This is a genomic window from Micromonospora sp. KC207, from assembly GCF_004348615.1.
Classification (GTDB): Bacteria; Actinomycetota; Actinomycetes; order Mycobacteriales; family Micromonosporaceae; genus Micromonospora.
The window spans coordinates 1-17599 of sequence record NZ_SMKJ01000131.1 but is presented as its reverse complement, the minus strand read 5'-3'; the positions used below and the strand labels follow the sequence as shown (position 1 = coordinate 17599).

The following is a 17599-nucleotide window of genomic DNA, read 5'->3' as shown; positions in this document are numbered from 1 at the left end:
GTGTGGGGGGTCGGGTCGGTGTGGGCAATCGACGCGCTGGACTCGACGGCCGGGGAGTCGGACAGCCCGGTCTCGGCGCGGGACAGCTCGGCGGTGGGGTGCGACGGCTCGGCGTCGGAGGGCGCCGGCCGCCGCTGCGGGTCAGTCTCGTACTCGGTCATGTATCCACCTTCTCCCCTGCCACTGCAACCAGCCTGGAATCCGCCTGGAAGTTCCCTGAAAGTCACTCCCCCGGGTCGTCCCCGGGGTCCGGAAGCAGGGGAACCCGGACCCGGAAGGTCGCTCCCCCGCCCGGGGTCTCGCCGACCTCCACAGTGCCGTGGTGCGCGGCGACCAGCGCGGCCACGATGGCCAGCCCCAGCCCCGTGCTGGTCATTCCGCCGGCCCGGCGGGTCCGGGCGGCGTCGGCCCGGTAGAAGCGCTCGAACACCCGCTCGGACTGCTCCGGGGAAAGCCCCGGGCCGGTGTCGGCCACCTCCACCACCGCCAGGTTCCCCGGCTCGATACGCAGCCGCAGGGTCACCGAGGCGTCCGGCGGGGTGTGGGTGAGCGCGTTCGTCATCAGGTTGCCGATCACCTGCCGCAGCCGGGCGTCGTCGCCGAGCACCACCAGCGGCCCGGAGCCCGGCTCGATCTCCAGCTCGATGCGCCGGTCCGGGGCCACCACCCGGGCCGCCTGCACGGCGTCGCCGGCCAGCAGCGGCAGCTCCACCGGGGCGAGCGAGAGGGGCCGCTCCCGGTCCAGCCGGGCAAGCAGCAGCAGGTCCTCCACCAACAGCCCCATCCGGGCGGCCTCGTCCTCGATCCGGCGCAGCAGGCCGGCGGTCTCCTCCGGGGCCCGGGCCGCGCCCTGCCGGTACAGCTCGGCGAAACCCCGGATGGTGGTCAGCGGCGTACGCAGCTCGTGCGAGGCGTCCGCGACGAACTGCCGCATCCGCTCCTCCGAGCGCCGGGCCCGCGCCTCGGACGCCTGCGCGGCGGCGGCCGCGTCGCGCGCGCCCGCCTCGGCCGACCGGGCGGCGATCTCCGAGGCGGCGCGGGCGGTGAACGCGGCCTCGATCTGGGCCAGCATGGTGTTCAGCGCCCGGGACAGCCGCCCCAGCTCCGAGGTGGGGCAGGTCCGGCCCTCCTCCGGGTCGGGCACCCGGCGGGTCAGGTCGCCGCCGGCGATGGCGGCGGCGGTGCGCTCTATCTCCACCAGCGGCTTGAGGCTGGTCCGCACGATCGCCGCGCCGATGGAGGCGAGCAGGATCAACACCGCCCCGCCGACCAGGAGGTCTATCCAGATCAGCCGCTTGACCGCCAAGTCGACGTCGGTGAGGTTCTGCGCGATGGCCACCATCTGCCCGTTCGGCAGCTCGGCGTAGAGAATCCGCCAGCGCACCCCGCTGTCGCGGGCCCGCACCATCCGCGGCTCGCCGGCCTGGGCCGCGAAGCCGGCCGCGTCGCTCGGCCAGGTAGGCAGGTCGTCGAGGCGGAACCGGCCCCGGTCGTACTCGGTGACCGACACCGCCCCGGTCCGCGCGTCGGTGGCCACCACCAGGTAGTCGGTGGGCACGATCGACCGCGTGACCTGGGCGGTGATCAGGGTGGTCTCGATGTTGTCCACCGAGGCCTGCAGCTCGCCGTCGACCTGGGCGACCAGGTAGTTACGCAGGAAGTACGTGGTCAGCGAGCTGATCACCAGCAGGGCGACGGCGACCAGCGTCAGCACCGCCGTGACCAGCTTCAGCCGCAGCGGCACGCTCCGCAGTCGTCCCTTCGCCAGCGCGAGGGCGTTCACGCCGCCGGCTTGCGCAGCACGTACCCCACGCCGCGCAGAGTGTGGATCAGCCGGGGCTGGGTGTTGTCGACCTTGCGCCGCAGGTACGAGATGTACGACTCGACGATGTTGTCGTCGCCCCGGAAGTCGTAGTTCCACACGTGGTCGAGGATCTGCGCCTTGGACAGCACCCGGTTGGCGTTGAGCATCAAGTACCGCAGCAGCTTGAACTCGGTCGGCGAGAGCTGCACGCGCTGCCCGGCCCGGTGCACCTCGTGGGTCTCCTCGTCCAGCTCCAGGTCGGCGAAGGTGAGCCGGGACGGGGCCTGGTCACCGTTGGCCGTGCGGCGCAGCACGGCGCGGATGCGGGCCGTGAGCTCCTCCAGGCTGAACGGCTTGGTGACGTAGTCGTCGCCGCCCAGGGTCAGTCCGCGGATCTTGTCGTCCGTGGCGTCCCGGGCCGTCAGGAAGACCACCGGGGTGCGGGTGCCGCCCTCGCGGAGCATCCGGATGACCTCGAAGCCGTCGAGGTCGGGGAGCATCACGTCGAGCACCACCAGGTCGGGGCGGTGGTCCTTGGCGGCGTTCAGCGCGGCGCTCCCGCTGGTCGCGGTGGCCACGTCGAAGCCGGCGAAGCGGAGGCTCGCGGAGAGCAGTTCGAGGATGTTGGGATCGTCCTCGACGACGAGCAGTCGCGCCTCGGTCTGGGTAGCGGCCATGCCGACCATCATCCGCGATGTCACTGCGCCTGCGCTGGGCGGTTGCTGGAAACTCCCTGAGAACTCGGCAAGAGCGGGGCGGAGGCGGTCGTCGCCTGGCGGAGCAGCCGGCGCAGCCCGTCCAGGGCACCGTCGAGGACCCGGATCGCCGCACGGAGCTGGACGTCGTCGAGGCGGCCGGCCCGGACCAGCGCCCCGATCTCGACGGTGAACGCGGCCAGCCGCTGGTCGAGCTCGGCCAGCAGCGGCGACGCGTCGGTGGGGGCGTCCGGCCGCGCCGGGCCCGGGGCAGGCGGGGTCTCCCATCGGGTACGCCGGGACTGCTGCGTCCGCCGGGTCGCCTCGCGCAGCTCTCGCTTGAGGTCACGCACCGAGCCGCGTACCTCGGAGCGGATCTCGTTGGCCAGGGTCGACAGGTCCGCCACCGAGGAGCTGATGTCGGACTCCAGGGTGGCCAGCTCGCCGGCGCGCTGGCGCAGCTCGGCCTGGCCCGCCTCGGTGATCTCGTAGATCTTGCGGCCACCGGCGGCGGTGTGGGTCACCCGCCCCTCGGCCTCCAGCCGCTGGAGCCGGGGATAGATCGTGCCGGCGCTCGGGGCGTAGAGGCCGAGGAAGCGATCTTCCAGCAGGCGGATCAGCTCGTACCCGTGCTTCGGGCCGTCGTCGAGGAGCTTGAGCAGGTAGAGCCGCAGCCGCCCATGGCTGAACACGACCGTCACGGCAGCTCCTCGGCGTCGGCGTCGACCGGGCGGGCGAGCAGCGCGATGCTGCCGGAGGTCGCGGACGCCCAGAGCTTACCGGCGCCGGTGCCGATGACCCCCGCGCTGTCCCGCACGGCACCGAGACCGGACCGCCCGCGCACCTGCGGAAACCCGCTGGCGATCCGGCCGGATGCGGTGTGCGGGTGGACGGCGAGGTCGCTGTCCTCGCGCACCCGGACGGTGATCGCGCCGGAGGCCGCGCTGAGCTGGATCTCGCCGCCGCGCGGATTGTCCAGGTCGCAGGTGATCTCGCCGGAAACGGTGTGCGCGCGGACCGCGCCAACGGCACCGTCGGCGAGAACCACCTCCCCCGAGACGGTTTCCAGGCTCAGGTCGCCGGCCACCCCCAGGGCCTCCACCGGCCCGGAAAAGATCTTCGCGGCGGTACGCCCCCGGAGGCCCACGAGGGTGATCTGCCCCGACGTGACGTCGGCGCGGGTCTCCCGACGCAGGCCCGAGGCGACCAGTGAGCCGTCGACCAGCCCGAGGTCGGCCAACACGTCCGCCGGGACGGCGGTGACCGGCTCGTCGAGGGTGAGCTGCTGCGGGCCGTCGACTGTCCAAGTGGGCATGGCGTCCTCCCGCCCGGGCACGCGCCCCACCGGCGCGCTCCTCGGGAGAAGAGTAACGCGATACATCGCGACCGAACAAGACTGTCGCGTGTGACGGGGACACGTCAGGCCGCCAGGCCGACCTCCCGACCCGGGACCTCCTCCCGCGCAGCGGTCTCCTGCGACAGCGACTGGGCCGCGGCGTCCTCCCTGAGCGGCCGGGCCGCCGCGTCCTGCGACAGCAGCCGGGCCGCGGTGTCCTCCCGCAGCAGCCGGGCCGCGGTGTCCTCCCGCAACAGCCGGGCCGCCGGGAACGGCACGACCGGGGCGGCGGCCTGCGGCGGTACGAGGTGAACCGCCGACTCCGCGATCCGGGCGAGCCGCCGCCGGTCCGCGTCCCGCCCCGGGTGCAGCGCGGCGGTGGCCGTGACCGTCACCGTCAGGCCCCGGGTGGCGAGCACCCGCCAGAGCGACCGCCCCAGTGTCTCCGCCCCGAGGAAGGCCCCCGCGGTCGTCGGCACACCGGCAGTGGCAGCGGCGCTTGCGGCGGCAGCGGTCAGGCCGTAGCCGATCCGGACCGGGACGACCGGCGCGCCGGCGTCGACCGCCGCCTGGAACACCGCCGGGCGGAACCCGCCGCCCGGCCGGCACCCGAGGGCCGCGCCGCACCAGGTCGTACCCTCCGGAAAGACCGCGACCGGGTGACCGGCCCGCAGCGCGGCGGCGACCCGGTGCACGGTGGCGGGCAGCGCGCGGGGCCGCGCGCGGTCCACGAAGAGGGTGCCCGCCGCGGCCGCCAGCGGCCCGACCAGCGGCCAGGCCCGCACCTCGCGCTTGGCCAGCACCCGGGCCGGGGCCACGGCCAGCAGCGCGAGCACGTCCAGCCACGAGGCGTGATTGGCGACCACGAGCGCAGGCCGGCGGGGCAGCCGGCCCCGGACCACCAGCCGCACGCCGAACGCCCGGGCGGTTCCCCGGGCCCAGCCGCGCAGCGCGGCCCGCCGCTCCCGGGCCGGCAGCGCCGGCAGCAGCACGGCCAGCCCCGCGCCGGCCACCAGCATCACGAGTACGGCGACCAGCCGGCCGAGCCGGTGCGCGACCGGCGCGGCGGGGGTCTCTCCCGGCCCGGGCAGGCAGCCCGCCCCGCAGCCGGAGACCGGTCGCCAGAGGTCGTGGCGGGCGGTCACCGGTCGACCCCGCCACCGAGGAAGTGGCGCAGGTAGCGCGGGTTCATCCGGTCCAGCGAGAAGATCACGTAGAAGTCGGCGACCCGGAAGTCCGGGTCGTACGCCGGCTCGCCCGCCACCCAGGCACCAAGCCGCAGGTACCCGCGCAGCAGCGGCGGAACCACGGCCCGGCCGGCCGGTGCCGGGGCGCCGGGGACGGCCGGCCCCCCGACCGGCGGGCTGGCAGCCGGCGGCGACACGACAGGCGGGGCAGCGGGCGGGCCGACCACAGGCGGCTCGGCGAACCAGGGCCGCAGCGGCCGGACCCGCAGCGGCGGCGGGGCCAGATGCCGGGCCCGGACATGGTCCCAGACGCCGGCGACGAGCCGCCCACCGTCTTCGACCGGGACCGAGGCGCAGCCGCCCAGCCAGCGCGACCCGCGCAGGTGCAGGTAGCGGGTGATGCCGGTCCACATCAGGTTGATCACCGCGCCGGAGCGGTGATCCGGGTGGACACAGGACCGGCCGGCCTCCACCAGGACGTCCCGGAGCGGGTCGAGCGCGGTCAGGTCGAACTCGGCCTCCGCGTACCGGCGGGTGGTCCGTCCGGGCGGCAGCAGGCGGTACGTCCCGACCACCTCGCCGGTGCGCTCCTCGCGGACGATCAGGTGGTCGCAGTAGGGGTCGAGGTCGTCGGCGTCCAGGCCGGCCGGCCCGGGGCGCAGGGTGGCCCCGAGTTCGGTGGCGAAGACGTTGTGGCGCAGGCGCTGCGCGGCCGCGACCTGGCGGGGGTCGTCGGCGATCGACACGGTGTATCCGCTGGTCGTCAGGGGAACGCCAGCGACGGGCAGAACGGCCATGAGCACTGTGTAGGTGCCCCGGATGCCGCCAGCAGGGACGACCGGTGTCGATCCGGTGAACGCCACCGGGCAGACTTTCCCACCCTCCCCCGCAACCTCACCCTGGCCGTCTGGCCGTCTGGCCAGCCGGCCGGACGGCGAGAAGGGGACCCTTCTATACCGCAGGCGTCAACAAGGGCTATACCGCAGGCGTCAACAAGGGGCCCTTCCTTGCACAGCGGGCGGGCGTGCGAGGCTGCGCGGCGGAGGTGCGCATGATCATCCCCGCGAAATTCAACGGGCCGCCCGGATCGGGCAACGGCGGTTGGTGCGCCGGTGTCTTCGCCGCCGCGTCCGGGCTCGGCGGCGTCGTCGAGGTGACGCTGCGGCAGCCGCCGCCGCTGGAGACCCCGCTGGCCCTCGACGGCGGCGAGGTCCGCGACCCGGACGGCGGGCTGATCGCCCAGGTGCGCGGCGTCGACGAGGTTCCGCAGGTGGTGCCCCCGGTGGACGCCGACACGGCGCGGGCCGCCTCGGCGGCGTACCCGGGGCTGGTGGACCATCCGTTCCCCGGCTGCTTCGTCTGCGGGCCGGACCGGACCGACGGGCTGCGGATCTTCCCCGGCCGGCTGCCGGACGGGCGGACCGCCGCGCCGTTCACCGCCCCGGCCGAGGTGAGCACCGCCACGGTCTGGGCGGCGCTGGACTGCCCCGGGGGCTGGGCCGTGATCGGCCCGGGCCGGCCGTACGTGCTGGGCCGGATCGCCGCCGTGCTGGACGGGCTGCCGGCCCCCGGCGACGAGTGCGTGGTGATTGGCGTGGCCGACGGCACGTGGGGACGCAAGGCAGTGGTCAGGACCAGCCTGTACGCCCCGGACGGCCGACTGCTGGGCCGGGCCGTGGCCGCCTGGATCGCCCTGCCCGGGGCGTGACAAGCGGCCGGGAGCAGCCCCGCCGCACACCGGCCGGGGACGGCCTCGTCCCTGGGGAGGACCTGCTCCTGCCTGAGATGGAGACGAGCGTAGGTATCGCACCTGATTGACCTGGTTGCGCGGCCTTGCCAGGCTGTGCGACGGCGCGTGCGCAACTGCGCCACACACGTCGGCGCGCTCCGCGCGCCGCGCACGGGAGGAGAGCAATGTCTGACGGGCAGCGAAGCCCCAGAACCGGCGGCGGTCAGATCGTGGTGTCCGGCCTGACGAAGCAGTACAAGAACGTCCGGGCGGTCGACAATCTGTCGTTCACGGTCGAACCGGGGCGGGTCACCGGCTTCCTCGGCCCCAACGGTGCCGGCAAGACCACCACGCTGCGCATGTTGCTGAACCTGGTCACCCCGACCGGCGGCACGGCGACCATCGGCGGCCACCGCTACGCGGACCTGGCCGACCCGCTGCGCCACGTCGGGGCGGTGCTGGAGGCGTCCAGCGCGCACAAGGGCCGCACCGGCGTGAACCACCTGCGCGTGATCTGCGCGGCGGCCGGTCTGCCGAAGTCACGCGCCGACGAGGCACTGGCTCTGGTCGGGCTCACGCCGGCGGCGAAGCGCAAGTTCAAGGGCTACTCGCTGGGCATGAAGCAGCGCCTCGGCATCGCCGCCGCGATGCTCGGCGATCCCCGGGTGCTGATCCTCGACGAGCCGGCGAACGGGCTCGACCCCGAGGGCATCCGGTGGATGCGCGGCTTCCTCAAGGGGCTGGCCCTCGAGGGCCGTACGGTGCTGGTCTCCAGTCACCTGCTGTCGGAGATGCAGTTGCTCGCCGACGACGTGGTGATCATCGCGGCCGGCAAGCTGGTCCGGCAGGGGCCGGTCGAGCAGGTGCTCGGCTCCATGGCGCAGAGCGACGGCCGGGTGCGGGTACGCACCCCGCAGGCCGACGAGCTGGTCGCGGCGCTGCGCAAGCAGTCGGCGACGGTGGAGACCGGCGAGCACGGCGTGCTGCTGGTCAGTGGGGCGGACGCCCCGGCCATCGGCAAGGTCGCCCTGGCCGCCGGAGTGGAGCTGCACGAACTGACCCCGGAGCGACCCGACCTGGAACGGGTCTTCCTGGAGCTGACGGCCGGAAAGGCGGGCATCCGATGAACCTCGTCCGATCCGAGCTGATCAAGATCCGCACCACCAACACGTGGTGGCTGCTGGCCATCGGGGCGTTCCTCTCCATCGTCCTGGCCTTCGCCCTGAACGCCTGGATCGCCAGTCAGGCGCTTAGCGGCAATGGCGAGAATGTCGGACTCAACGGTGATGCCGCCTCCCCGGAGGCGCAGGCGGCGAACATCTATACCTCCGGCCAGTACCTCGGCCTGATGTTCGTAATGCTCATTGGCATTCTCATGGTCACCAACGAGTTCTTCCACCAGACCGCGACCACCACCTTCCTGGCCACGCCCCGACGCACCTCGGTGATCGTCAGCAAGCTCCTCGCCGCAAGCACGCTGGGCTTCGCGTTCTGGCTGGTGACCACGCTGATCGACCTGGGCGCGGGTGCGATGTTCCTTGCGCTCAACGACCACGGCACCCAGCTGGGCGAGTGGGAGGTTCAACGGGCGCTGCTACTCAACCTGCTCGCGTACGCCATCTGGACCGTCCTCGGGGTGGGTATCGGCACGCTGATCACCAACCAGCTTGGCGCAGTGATCACGGCCTCCGTCCTGTACCTGGTCGGCACTCAGGTAGTGGGCGTGCTCTTCCTGCTACTCGCCAACTGGCTGGACAACATGGCACTGGTCAAGTGGCAGGTGATCTGGCCCGCTGCCGCGTCCACCATCATGATCAGCGGAGGCGAGTCCGAGATGGCTCCCGCTTGGTGGGTCGGCGCCTTGGTGTTGATGGCGTATGCCCTGACCAGTGGCATCATCGGCGTCCTGATCACGCGCAGGCGAGACATCTCCTGACCGACTCCAGAGGGCGGTCACCTGCCCGCCACGGCGATCCGTCGCGGCGGGCAGGCCGCCTCCGCTCGGTCGTCAACGCAACACGCAGCGCTGACCGAACTTCTGGCATCTTCTGTGAAACCGACCACGGGCCGGAGCCGGAAATGCCTAGCGTATTCCTACGGCGTAGCCTGGGAGCCGTCCCCGCCCGCCCCCTCAATCGGGGCGACGACGGACACCGCGTGACACACAAACCCGCGTGAAAGAGGCGATTACCGGCCGTGTCGACCCAGCAGACTTCGCAGGAGAACCCACTGGCGGGTTTCGGCCCGAACGAGTGGATCGTCGAGGAGATGTACCAGCGGTACCTCGCCGACCCAAGCAGCGTCGATTCGGCCTGGCACGACTTCTTCGCCGACTACCGTCCGGCACCGGGTGCCGCCACACCGCGCCCGGCCAGCCACGGCGCGAAGGGCACGCCGGAGCCGGCCGGGCAGCAGGAGGCCGCCGCCGTCGCCCAGCCGGCCAAGAAGGTTGAGCCGGCCCCCGCCGGGAAGACCCCGGCCGCGCAGCCCGCCGCGCCGAAGCCGGCCGTGTCCGGGACGGAGCAGGCCGCGAAGCCCGCCGCGCCGGCCGCGAAGCCCGCCCCGGCCCCGGCCGCCGCGAAGACGGCGCCCGCGAAGGCCACGCCGGCCACCAAGGCCGCACCGGCGAAGCCGGCCGTTGCCGGCCCGCAGACCACCCCGCTGCGCGGCGTCGCCGCGAAGATCGTCCAGAACATGGACGCCTCGCTGGGCGTGCCGACCGCGACGAGCGTGCGCGCCGTCCCGGCCAAGCTGCTGGTCGACAACCGGATTGTGATCAACAATCACCTCGCCCGCGGGCGCGGTGGCAAGGTCAGCTTCACCCACCTGATCGGGTACGCGATGGTCCGGGCGCTCGTCGAGCACCCGGAGATGAACAACTCCTTCGCCGAGGTCGACGGCAAGCCGGCGATGGTCCGTCCCGAGCACGTCAACCTGGGCATCGCGATCGACCTGGCCAAGCCCGACGGCAGCCGCAACCTGGTGGTGCCGTCCATCAAGGGCTGCGAGACGATGGACTTCCGGCAGTTCTGGCAGGCGTACGAGGACGTGGTCCGGCGTGCCCGCCGCAACGAGCTGACGATGGAGGACTACTCCGGCACCACGATCTCGCTGACCAACCCGGGCGGCATCGGCACGGTGCACTCGATCCCACGCCTGATGACCGGGCAGAGCGCCATCATCGGCGTGGGCGCGATGGAGTACCCGGCGCCGTACCAGGGGATGAGCGAGGCCACCCTCGCCGAGCTGGCGGTCAGCAAGATCATCACGCTCACCAGCACGTACGACCACCGGATCATCCAGGGCGCGCAGTCCGGCGAGTTCCTCAAGGTCATGCACGAGCTGCTGCTCGGCGAGCACGGCTTCTACGACCAGATCTTCACCTCGCTGCGCATCCCGTACGAGCCGGTGCGCTGGATGCAGGACGTGGCCGTCAACTCCGAGGGCCAGATCAACAAGACCGCGCGGGTGCACGAACTGATCCACGCGTACCGGGTGCGCGGCCACCTGATGGCCGACACCGACCCGCTGGAGTTCAAGATCCGCAAGCACCCGGACCTGGACGTCCTCCAGCACGGGTTGACCCTGTGGGACCTGGACCGGGTCTTCCCGGTCAACGGCTTCGCCGGCCGGCAGCGGATGAAGCTGCGCGACATCCTCGGCGTGCTGCGCGACTCGTACTGCCGCCGGGTCGGCGTGGAGTACATGCACATCCAGGACCCGGAGGAGCGGCGCTGGATCCAGGAGCGGATCGAGCGCAAGTACGAGAAGCCCACCTCCGACGAGCAGAAGCACGTGCTCAACCGGTTGAACGCCGCCGAGGCGTTCGAGACCTTCCTCCAGACCAAGTACGTCGGCCAGAAGCGCTTCTCGCTGGAGGGCGGCGAGTCGCTGATCCCGCTGCTCGGCGAGGTGCTGGAGTCCTCCGCCGAGGCGGGACTCGACGAGGTCGTCATCGGCATGGCCCACCGGGGCCGGCTCAACGTGCTGGCCAACATCGTCGGCAAGCCGTACGAGAAGATCTTCTCGGAGTTCGAGGGGCACCTCGACCCGCGCTCCACGCAGGGCTCGGGCGACGTGAAGTACCACCTCGGCCAGAACGGCAAGTTCACCACCCCCGACGGCGAGCACTCCGTCAAGGTGTCGGTGGTGGCGAACCCGTCGCACCTGGAGGCCGTCGACCCGGTGCTGGAGGGCATCGTCCGGGCCAAGCAGGACCGGATCGACCTCAAGCTGGAGGGGTACACGGTGCTGCCGCTGGCGGTGCACGGTGACGCCGCCTTCGCCGGGCAGGGTGTGGTCGCCGAGACGCTCAATTTGTCGCAGCTACGCGGTTACCGCACCGGCGGCACGGTGCACGTGGTGGTCAACAACCAGGTCGGCTTCACCACCGCCCCCGAGCACTCCCGCTCCAGCCTCTACAGCACCGACGTGGCCCGGATGATCGAGGCCCCGATCCTGCACGTCAACGGCGACGACCCCGAGGCCGTGGTCCGGGTCGCCCGGCTGGCGTTCGAGTACCGGCAGGCGTTCAACAAGGACGTCGTGATCGACATGGTCTGCTACCGCCGGCGTGGGCACAACGAGGGCGACGACCCGTCGATGTCCAACCCGCAGATGTACAAGATCATCGACTCGAAGCGGTCGGTCCGCAAGCTGTACACCGAGGAGCTGATCGGCCGGGGCGACATCACCGTGGAGGACGCGGAGGAGCTGCTGCGCGACTACCAGGCACAGCTTGAGCGGGTCTTCAAGGCCACCCGGGACGCCGCCTCCGCGCCGAAGCAGGCGGCCCGGCCGCCCCGCGAGGACGAGCCGGAGCCGCAGGTGAAGACCGCTACCAGCGCCGAGGTCGTCAAGGCCGTCGGCGAGGCCCACACCAACCTGCCGGAGGGCTTCACCCCGCACAAGCGGATCCAGCAGCTACTCGACCGGCGGGCGAAGATGTCCGTCGAGGGCAACATCGACTGGGGCTACGGCGAGATCATCGCGTTCGGCTCGCTGCTGCACGACGGGGTCACCGTCCGGCTCGCCGGACAGGACTCCCGCCGGGGCACGTTCGTGCAGCGGCACGCCTCGGTGGTGGACGCACGCACCGGCGACGACTACCTGCCGCTGAAGTCACTCACCGCCGACGGCGAGCGGTCCCGGTTCTTCGTGCACGACTCGCTGCTTTCCGAGTACGCCGCAATGGGCTTCGAATACGGCTACTCGGTGGAGAACGTCAACGCGCTGGTCTGCTGGGAGGCCCAGTTCGGCGACTTCGTCAACGGCGCGCAGTCGGTGATCGACGAGTTCATCTCCTCCGGCGAGGTGAAGTGGGGCCAGCGCTCAGCCGTCACCCTCCTGCTGCCGCACGGCCACGAGGGCCAGGGCCCGGACCACACCTCCGGCCGCCCGGAGCGGTTCCTCCAGCTCTGCGCCGAGGACAACATGCGGGTGGCCGTCCCGACCACCCCGGCGAACTACTTCCACCTGCTGCGCCGCCAGGCCCTGTCGCCGAAGCGCAAGCCGCTGGTGGTGTTCACGCCGAAGTCGCTGCTGCGGCACAAGCTCTGCGTCTCCGGTGTCGAGGACTTCACCACTGGCACCTTCGCCCCGGTGCTGGCCGACCAGGCGGCCCCGGCCCCGGATCGGGTGAAGCGGGTGCTGCTCTGCTCGGGCAAGGTCTACTACGACCTGTTCCAGGCCCGCGCCGAGCGGGGCGTCACCGACACCGCGATCCTCCGGATGGAGCAGCTCTACCCGCTGCCCGTCGAGGAGATCCGGGCCGCGCTCGCGCAGTACCCGAACGCCGAGGACTTCGCCTGGGTGCAGGAGGAGCCGGCCAACCAGGGCGCGTGGAGCTTCGTCGCGCTCAACCTGTTGGAACACCTCAGCGAGGTCCGGCTGCGTCGCATCTCCCGCCCCGCCGCCGCCGCCCCGGCGGTCGGCTCGGCCAAGATGCACGAGGTCGAGCAGAACAAGCTGATCGAGGCGGCCCTGCCCCGCCCGTGATTTGACCGCACCGCCGCGCACCGGGGCAGCGACCGTCACCGACGGGCCGCTGCCCCGGCTGGCGTCGGCGGACCACCCGGCCCGGCCGCACGGCGGGCCCCGGAACGAGGACGCACCCGATGTACTTCACCGACCGTGGCATCGAGGAACTGGTCGAGCGGCGGGGCGAGGAACAGGTGAGCGTGGAGTGGCTGGGCGAGCGCCTGCGCGACTTCGTGGACCTCAACCCCGAGTTCGAGACGCCGATCGAACGCTTCGCCACCTGGCTCGCCCGCCTCGACGGCCCCGACGACGACTGACGACGCCGACGACTGGCGCCCCTGCCCGCCCGGGTCCAAGGACCCGGGCGGGCAGGGGTGCGATCTTGTAGCGTGGGGGCGTGGCCCGGAGCGTGTATCTGACCAGCGTCGGTTCCGGCGGGGGCAAGTCGACGATCGCACTCGGCCTCGCCGAGCTGCTCTCCCGGCAGGTCGAGCGGATCGGCGCGTTCCGGCCGCTGGTCCCCGCGGCCGGCACCGACCCCATCCTCGCCCTGCTCACCGAGCGGTACCGGATGGACCTGCCAACGGCCGACCTGTCCGGCGCCACGTACGCACAGGCGAGCGCGCTGGTCGCCGACGGCCGGCGGGAGGAACTGATCTCCCGGATCGTCGAGCGGTACCGGGACGTCGAACGGCGCTGCCCGGCGGTGGTCGTGGTGGGCAGCGACTTCGCCGACGGCGGCGACGGGACGGGCCCCCGCGAGCCGGCGTTCAACGCCCGGCTGGCCATCGAGTTCGGCAGCGTGGTGGTGCCCGTGGTCGACGGCATCGGGCAGGGGCCGGAGGCGATCGCGGCGGCGACGCGCAGGGCGTACCACGATCTGGTGGACCTGGGCGCGACGGTGCTGGCGGTGATCGCCAACCGGGTGCCGGGGCCGATGACGCTGCCCGACCTGCCCGTCCCCGCGTACGCGATCCCGGAGGTGCCGACCGTGTCGGCGCCGACGGTGGCCGAGGTGGCGGCGGCGCTCGGCGCGACCCTGCTCTCCGGCGACGACGCCGCGCTCGGCCGGGACGTGCTCGACTTCGTCGTCGGCGCGGCGCACGTGCCGACCCTGCTGGACCACCTGACCGAGGGCGCGCTGGTGATCACCCCGGGCGACCGGGCGGACCTGCTGGTGGCGGCGAGCGCCGCGCACGTGGCCGGTCAGGTCTCCGTCGCCGGGCTGGTGCTCACCCTCGGCGAGCAGCCCGACCCGAGGGCGATGCGCCTGGTCGAGGGGCTCAACACCGGGCTCGCGGTGCTCTCGGTGCCCAGCGACAGCTACGACACGGTGGCCGCGTCCAGCCGGATCGAGGGCCGGCCCAGCGTGGCCCACCCGCGCAAGGTCGAGGCCGCGCTCGGCGCGTTCGAGAGCTGCGTCGACACCGTCGACCTGGCCCGTCGGCTGCGGGTCAGCCGCTCCGAGCGGGTCACCCCACTGATGTTCGAGTACGACCTGATCGACCGGGCCCGGGCCACCCGCCGCCGCCTGGTGCTGCCCGAGGGGGCCGAGGAGCGCATCCTGCGCGCCACGGAGATCCTGCTGCGCCGGGGCGTGGCCGAACTGACCCTGCTCGGCCGCCCCGACGACATCGCCCGGCGCACCCGGGAGCTGGGCATCGACATCGCCGGCGCGTCTGTCGTCGACCCGGCGAGCAGCCCGTGGCGCGACGAGTTCGCCGAGGCGTACGCGAAGCTGCGCGCCCACCGGGGCATGACCGCCGAGCTGGCCCACGACATCGTGGCCCAGCCGAACTACTTCGGCACGATGATGGTGCACACCGGGCACGCCGACGGGATGGTCTCCGGGGCCACCCACACCACCGCCGCCACCATCCGCCCCGCCTTCGAGATCATCCGCACGGTGCCGGGGGTCTCGGTGGCATCCAGCGTCTTCTTCATGCTGCTCGCCGACCGGGTGCTCGTCTACGGCGACTGCGCCGTCAACCCCGACCCGGACGCCGCCCAACTCGCCGACATCGCCATCTCCTCGGCCGACACCGCCGCCCGGTTCGGCATCGAGCCCCGGGTGGCGATGCTGTCGTACTCGACCGGGGACTCGGGAACCGGGGCCGATGTGGAGAAGGTCGCCGCCGCCACCCGGCTGGTCCGCGAGCGGCGGCCGGAGCTGCTGGTCGAGGGCCCGATCCAGTACGACGCGGCGATCGACCCGAGGGTCGCGGTCACCAAGCTGCCCGACAGCGCGGTCGCCGGGCGGGCGACGGTGTTCATCTTTCCGGACCTGAACACGGGCAACAACACGTACAAGGCGGTGCAGCGCTCGGCCGGGGCGGTGGCCGTGGGTCCGGTGATGCAGGGCCTACGCCGCCCGGTCAACGACCTGTCCCGGGGCGCGACCGTCCCGGACATCGTCAGCACCGTCGCCATCACCGCCATCCAGGCCGCCGGGGAGTCGTCATGAGTCGGGTGCTCGTCCTCAACTGCGGTTCGTCGTCGGTGAAGTACCGGCTCTACGACGGCGAGGAGGTCCTTCGAAAGGGCGCCGTCGAGCGGGTCGGCGAGCCGGGCGGCGGGCCGGCCGACCACGAGACGGCGGTCCGGGAGATCCTCGACGGGCTCGACCAGCTCGATCCGACCGGGCTGACCGGGCTGACCGCCGTCGGGCACCGGGTGGTGCACGGCGGGCGGCGCTTCGCCGAGCCGGTGCTGGTCGACGACGCCGTGTTCGCGGCGATCGAGGAGCTGGTCCCGCTCGCGCCGCTGCACAACCCCGCCAACCTCGCCGGCATCCGGGTCGCCCGCGAGGCGCTGCCCGGGGTGCCGCAGGTCGCCGTCTTCGACACCGCGTTCCACCACACCCTGCCCGAGGCCGCCGCCACCTACGCGATCGACCGGGACACCGCCCGGCGGTACGACATCCGCCGGTACGGCTTCCACGGCACCTCCCACGCGTACGTCTCCCGACGCACGGCGGAGCTGCTGGGCCGGCCGTACGCGGAGCTGAACACGATCACCCTGCACCTGGGCAACGGCGCGAGCGCCTGCGCGGTGGCCGGCGGGCACAGCGTGGCCACCTCGATGGGGATGTCCCCGCTGGAGGGCCTCGTGATGGGCACCCGCAGCGGCGACCTCGACCCGACGGTCATCTTCCACCTGCGCCGCGAGGCCGGCATGGGCATCGACGAGATCGACGACCTGCTCAACCACCGCAGCGGCCTGCTCGGCCTCGCCGGGGTCAACGACGTGCGCGAGGTGCTGGCCCGCCGCGACGCCGGGGACCCGGCCGCCACGCTCGCCCTCGACGTCTACACCCGCCGGATCACCGGCTACGTCGGGGCGTACTACGCCCTGCTCGGCCGGGTGGACGCGGTCACCTTCACCGCCGGGGTGGGCGAGCACGCGGCCGGCGTCCGGGCCGCCGCGCTGGCCGGCCTGGGACGGCTCGGCATCGCCGTCGACCCGGCGCGCAACGACGGCGACGGCGACCGGGTGATCTCCCCGGCGGGCGCGGAGGTCGCCGTCTGCGTGATCGGCACCGACGAGGAGCGTGAAATCGCCCGCGAGGCCCGCACCGTGGCCGAGGCCGCCACAGCGGACTGGGGCGACCCGCCGGGACGCAGACCGTAGGCGGCGGACTCGATGCGGCGCGGACCCTATGCGGCGCAGACCGTCACGGCAAATGCGCAAGGCCGCCGGCAGGCTGCCGGCCGCTCAGCTCCCCGCCAGCCAGGCGACGGCGGCCACCAGCAGCACCACGGCCACCGCGATGCCGGCGACCAGCGGGGCCCGCGACGCCGGGGCGGCCTTGGCAGCGGCCTCCGGCGCGTGGGCGAAGGCCCGGAACTGCTCGGTGTTGCCGCTCGGATCCACGTACTTGTCAGACATGGCCAGACCCTAGCCAAGGCGGTCCACCCCGCACGTCCCCGCGCGGCCGACGCGCCGCAGGACCGCCGGATCGGCGGAGCCGCCCCGGCCGGGCGGCGTTGCCACCGGTCCGGACGGCGGGGCCGCCGGGCACGCCGGGCCGCCTACCGTGAAGGCGTGCAGGTACGCCGGCTGGTCGCCGCGATGATGACGGCGCTGCTGGCCGGCTGCGGCACGGCCACGGCCGCCCCGGCGACGGCCCCGGCGGCCGGCCCCGCCCCGGCGACGGCGTACCCGGTCGGGGTGCGCACCTTCACCCTCGACCCGGGTGGCGCGCGCCCGCTGCCGGTGACCGTCTGGTATCCGGCCACCCCGGACGGGGTCGCCCCCGGCCGCTTCCCCGTCGTCGTGTTCAGCCACGGGCTGGACAGCCTCCCCGCCCTGCACGCCCCGCTGACCCGCCGGTGGGCCGCCGCCGGTTTCGTGGTCGCCGCGCCGGCGTACCCGCACACCCGGCGCGGGGCGATCCGGTTCACCCGCGCCGACGTACGCCACCAGCCGGCCGACGGGTGGCGGCTGATCCGGCACCTGGTGCGCCTCGACGCCCGCCGGGGCGACCCGCTCGCCGGTCACCTGGACGTCGCCCGGTTCGCCGCCGCCGGCCACTCGGCGGGCGGCTTCACCACCGCCGGGATGCTCACCTCCGGGCGCTCGCCCCGGCTGCGGGCGGGCATCGTGATCGCCGGGGGCGGCCTGGCCGGTGCGTTCGCCGGGCCGGCCGCGCCGGTGCTGTTCGTGCACGGCGACGCCGACCCGATCGTCGGGGTGGCCGTCGGCCGGGCCGCGTACGCCCGCACGCCCGGAGCGGCCGCGTTCCTCACCGTCACGGCGGGCGACCACGGGACGTACCTGGTCCCCGGCCGCCCCGGTTTCGCCCAGGTCCTCGCCACCACGACGGACTTCCTGCGCTGGTCCCTGTACGGCGACCCGGCCGCGCTGCGC

Annotated in this window: 15 protein-coding genes; 8 read left to right on the top strand and 7 right to left on the bottom strand. The window is 73.2% G+C overall.

The genetic code is table 11. The annotated features are described in order from the left end of the window. Nucleotides 1–223: 223 nt before the first annotated feature. From E1258_RS17815 to E1258_RS17790, 6 genes are all read right to left on the bottom strand, one after another. On the bottom strand, nucleotides 224–1783 hold the full coding sequence (locus E1258_RS17815) for a cell wall metabolism sensor histidine kinase WalK (protein ID WP_132402407.1): 1560 nt from the start codon (nucleotides 1781–1783) through the stop codon (nucleotides 224–226). After that, nucleotides 1780–2481, bottom strand: coding sequence for a response regulator transcription factor (locus E1258_RS17810; protein ID WP_007072772.1), 702 nt, complete (start codon nucleotides 2479–2481; stop codon nucleotides 1780–1782). Before E1258_RS17810 ends, E1258_RS17815 begins: the two co-directional genes overlap by 4 nt. A gap of 20 nt (nucleotides 2482–2501) precedes the next feature. Next, entirely contained in the window at nucleotides 2502–3200 is a 699-nt protein-coding gene (locus E1258_RS17805; protein WP_243715522.1) for a PadR family transcriptional regulator, read from the bottom strand. Next, the gene (locus E1258_RS17800; RefSeq protein ID WP_132402404.1) at nucleotides 3197–3814 is read right to left on the bottom strand and encodes a DUF4097 family beta strand repeat-containing protein; all 618 of its coding nucleotides are present in this window, start codon (nucleotides 3812–3814) and stop codon (nucleotides 3197–3199) included. Before E1258_RS17800 ends, E1258_RS17805 begins: the two co-directional genes overlap by 4 nt. Nucleotides 3815–3918: 104 nt before the next feature. Next, nucleotides 3919–4980 (bottom strand): 1-acyl-sn-glycerol-3-phosphate acyltransferase, encoded by a 1062-nt coding sequence (locus E1258_RS17795; protein ID WP_132402401.1) that lies wholly within the window; start codon nucleotides 4978–4980, stop codon nucleotides 3919–3921. Then, a complete protein-coding gene (locus E1258_RS17790; protein ID WP_132402410.1) occupies nucleotides 4977–5819 on the bottom strand; it encodes a GNAT family N-acetyltransferase in 843 nt (280 codons plus the stop codon). The genes E1258_RS17795 and E1258_RS17790 overlap by 4 nt, the downstream gene beginning before the upstream one ends. A gap of 254 nt (nucleotides 5820–6073) precedes the next feature. Between E1258_RS17790 and E1258_RS17785 the strand changes: the two genes are divergently transcribed. The 7 genes from E1258_RS17785 to E1258_RS17755 all read left to right on the top strand — a co-directional run bounded on the left by E1258_RS17785 (nucleotide 6074) and on the right by E1258_RS17755 (nucleotide 16360). Next, the gene (locus tag E1258_RS17785; RefSeq protein ID WP_132402398.1) at nucleotides 6074–6730 is read left to right on the top strand and encodes a hypothetical protein; all 657 of its coding nucleotides are present in this window, start codon (nucleotides 6074–6076) and stop codon (nucleotides 6728–6730) included. A gap of 206 nt (nucleotides 6731–6936) precedes the next feature. Beyond that, nucleotides 6937–7878, top strand: a complete 942-nt coding sequence (locus E1258_RS17780) for an ATP-binding cassette domain-containing protein (RefSeq protein ID WP_132402395.1) — start codon at nucleotides 6937–6939, stop codon at nucleotides 7876–7878. Next, complete coding sequence (locus tag E1258_RS17775; protein WP_132402392.1) at nucleotides 7875–8687, top strand: ABC transporter permease; 813 nt, start codon at nucleotides 7875–7877, stop codon at nucleotides 8685–8687. Before E1258_RS17780 ends, E1258_RS17775 begins: the two co-directional genes overlap by 4 nt. A 260-nt stretch (nucleotides 8688–8947) precedes the next feature. Beyond that, nucleotides 8948–12748 carry a multifunctional oxoglutarate decarboxylase/oxoglutarate dehydrogenase thiamine pyrophosphate-binding subunit/dihydrolipoyllysine-residue succinyltransferase subunit gene (locus E1258_RS17770; protein WP_132402389.1) on the top strand — a complete coding sequence of 1267 codons (3801 nt, stop codon included), beginning with the start codon at nucleotides 8948–8950 and terminating at the stop codon, nucleotides 12746–12748. 119 nt (nucleotides 12749–12867) lie between these two features. Further along, complete coding sequence (locus E1258_RS17765) at nucleotides 12868–13047, top strand: DUF6104 family protein (RefSeq protein ID WP_132402386.1); 180 nt, start codon at nucleotides 12868–12870, stop codon at nucleotides 13045–13047. An 80-nt stretch (nucleotides 13048–13127) separates the two neighbouring features. Continuing rightward, entirely contained in the window at nucleotides 13128–15194 is a 2067-nt protein-coding gene (gene pta / locus E1258_RS17760; RefSeq protein WP_132402383.1) for a phosphate acetyltransferase, read from the top strand. After that, on the top strand, nucleotides 15191–16360 hold the full coding sequence (locus tag E1258_RS17755; RefSeq protein ID WP_132402380.1) for an acetate/propionate family kinase: 1170 nt from the start codon (nucleotides 15191–15193) through the stop codon (nucleotides 16358–16360). The genes pta and E1258_RS17755 overlap by 4 nt, the downstream gene beginning before the upstream one ends. Before the next feature lie 84 nt (nucleotides 16361–16444). On the opposite strand, the gene E1258_RS33405 is transcribed toward E1258_RS17755, so the two are convergent. Further along, complete coding sequence (locus tag E1258_RS33405; RefSeq protein ID WP_165949813.1) at nucleotides 16445–16618, bottom strand: hypothetical protein; 174 nt, start codon at nucleotides 16616–16618, stop codon at nucleotides 16445–16447. A gap of 156 nt (nucleotides 16619–16774) precedes the next feature. On the opposite strand from E1258_RS33405, the gene E1258_RS17750 reads away from it, so the two are divergent. Continuing rightward, nucleotides 16775–17599, top strand: an 825-nt coding sequence (locus E1258_RS17750) for an alpha/beta hydrolase (RefSeq protein ID WP_243715521.1), incomplete at its 3' end; no start/stop codon positions are given.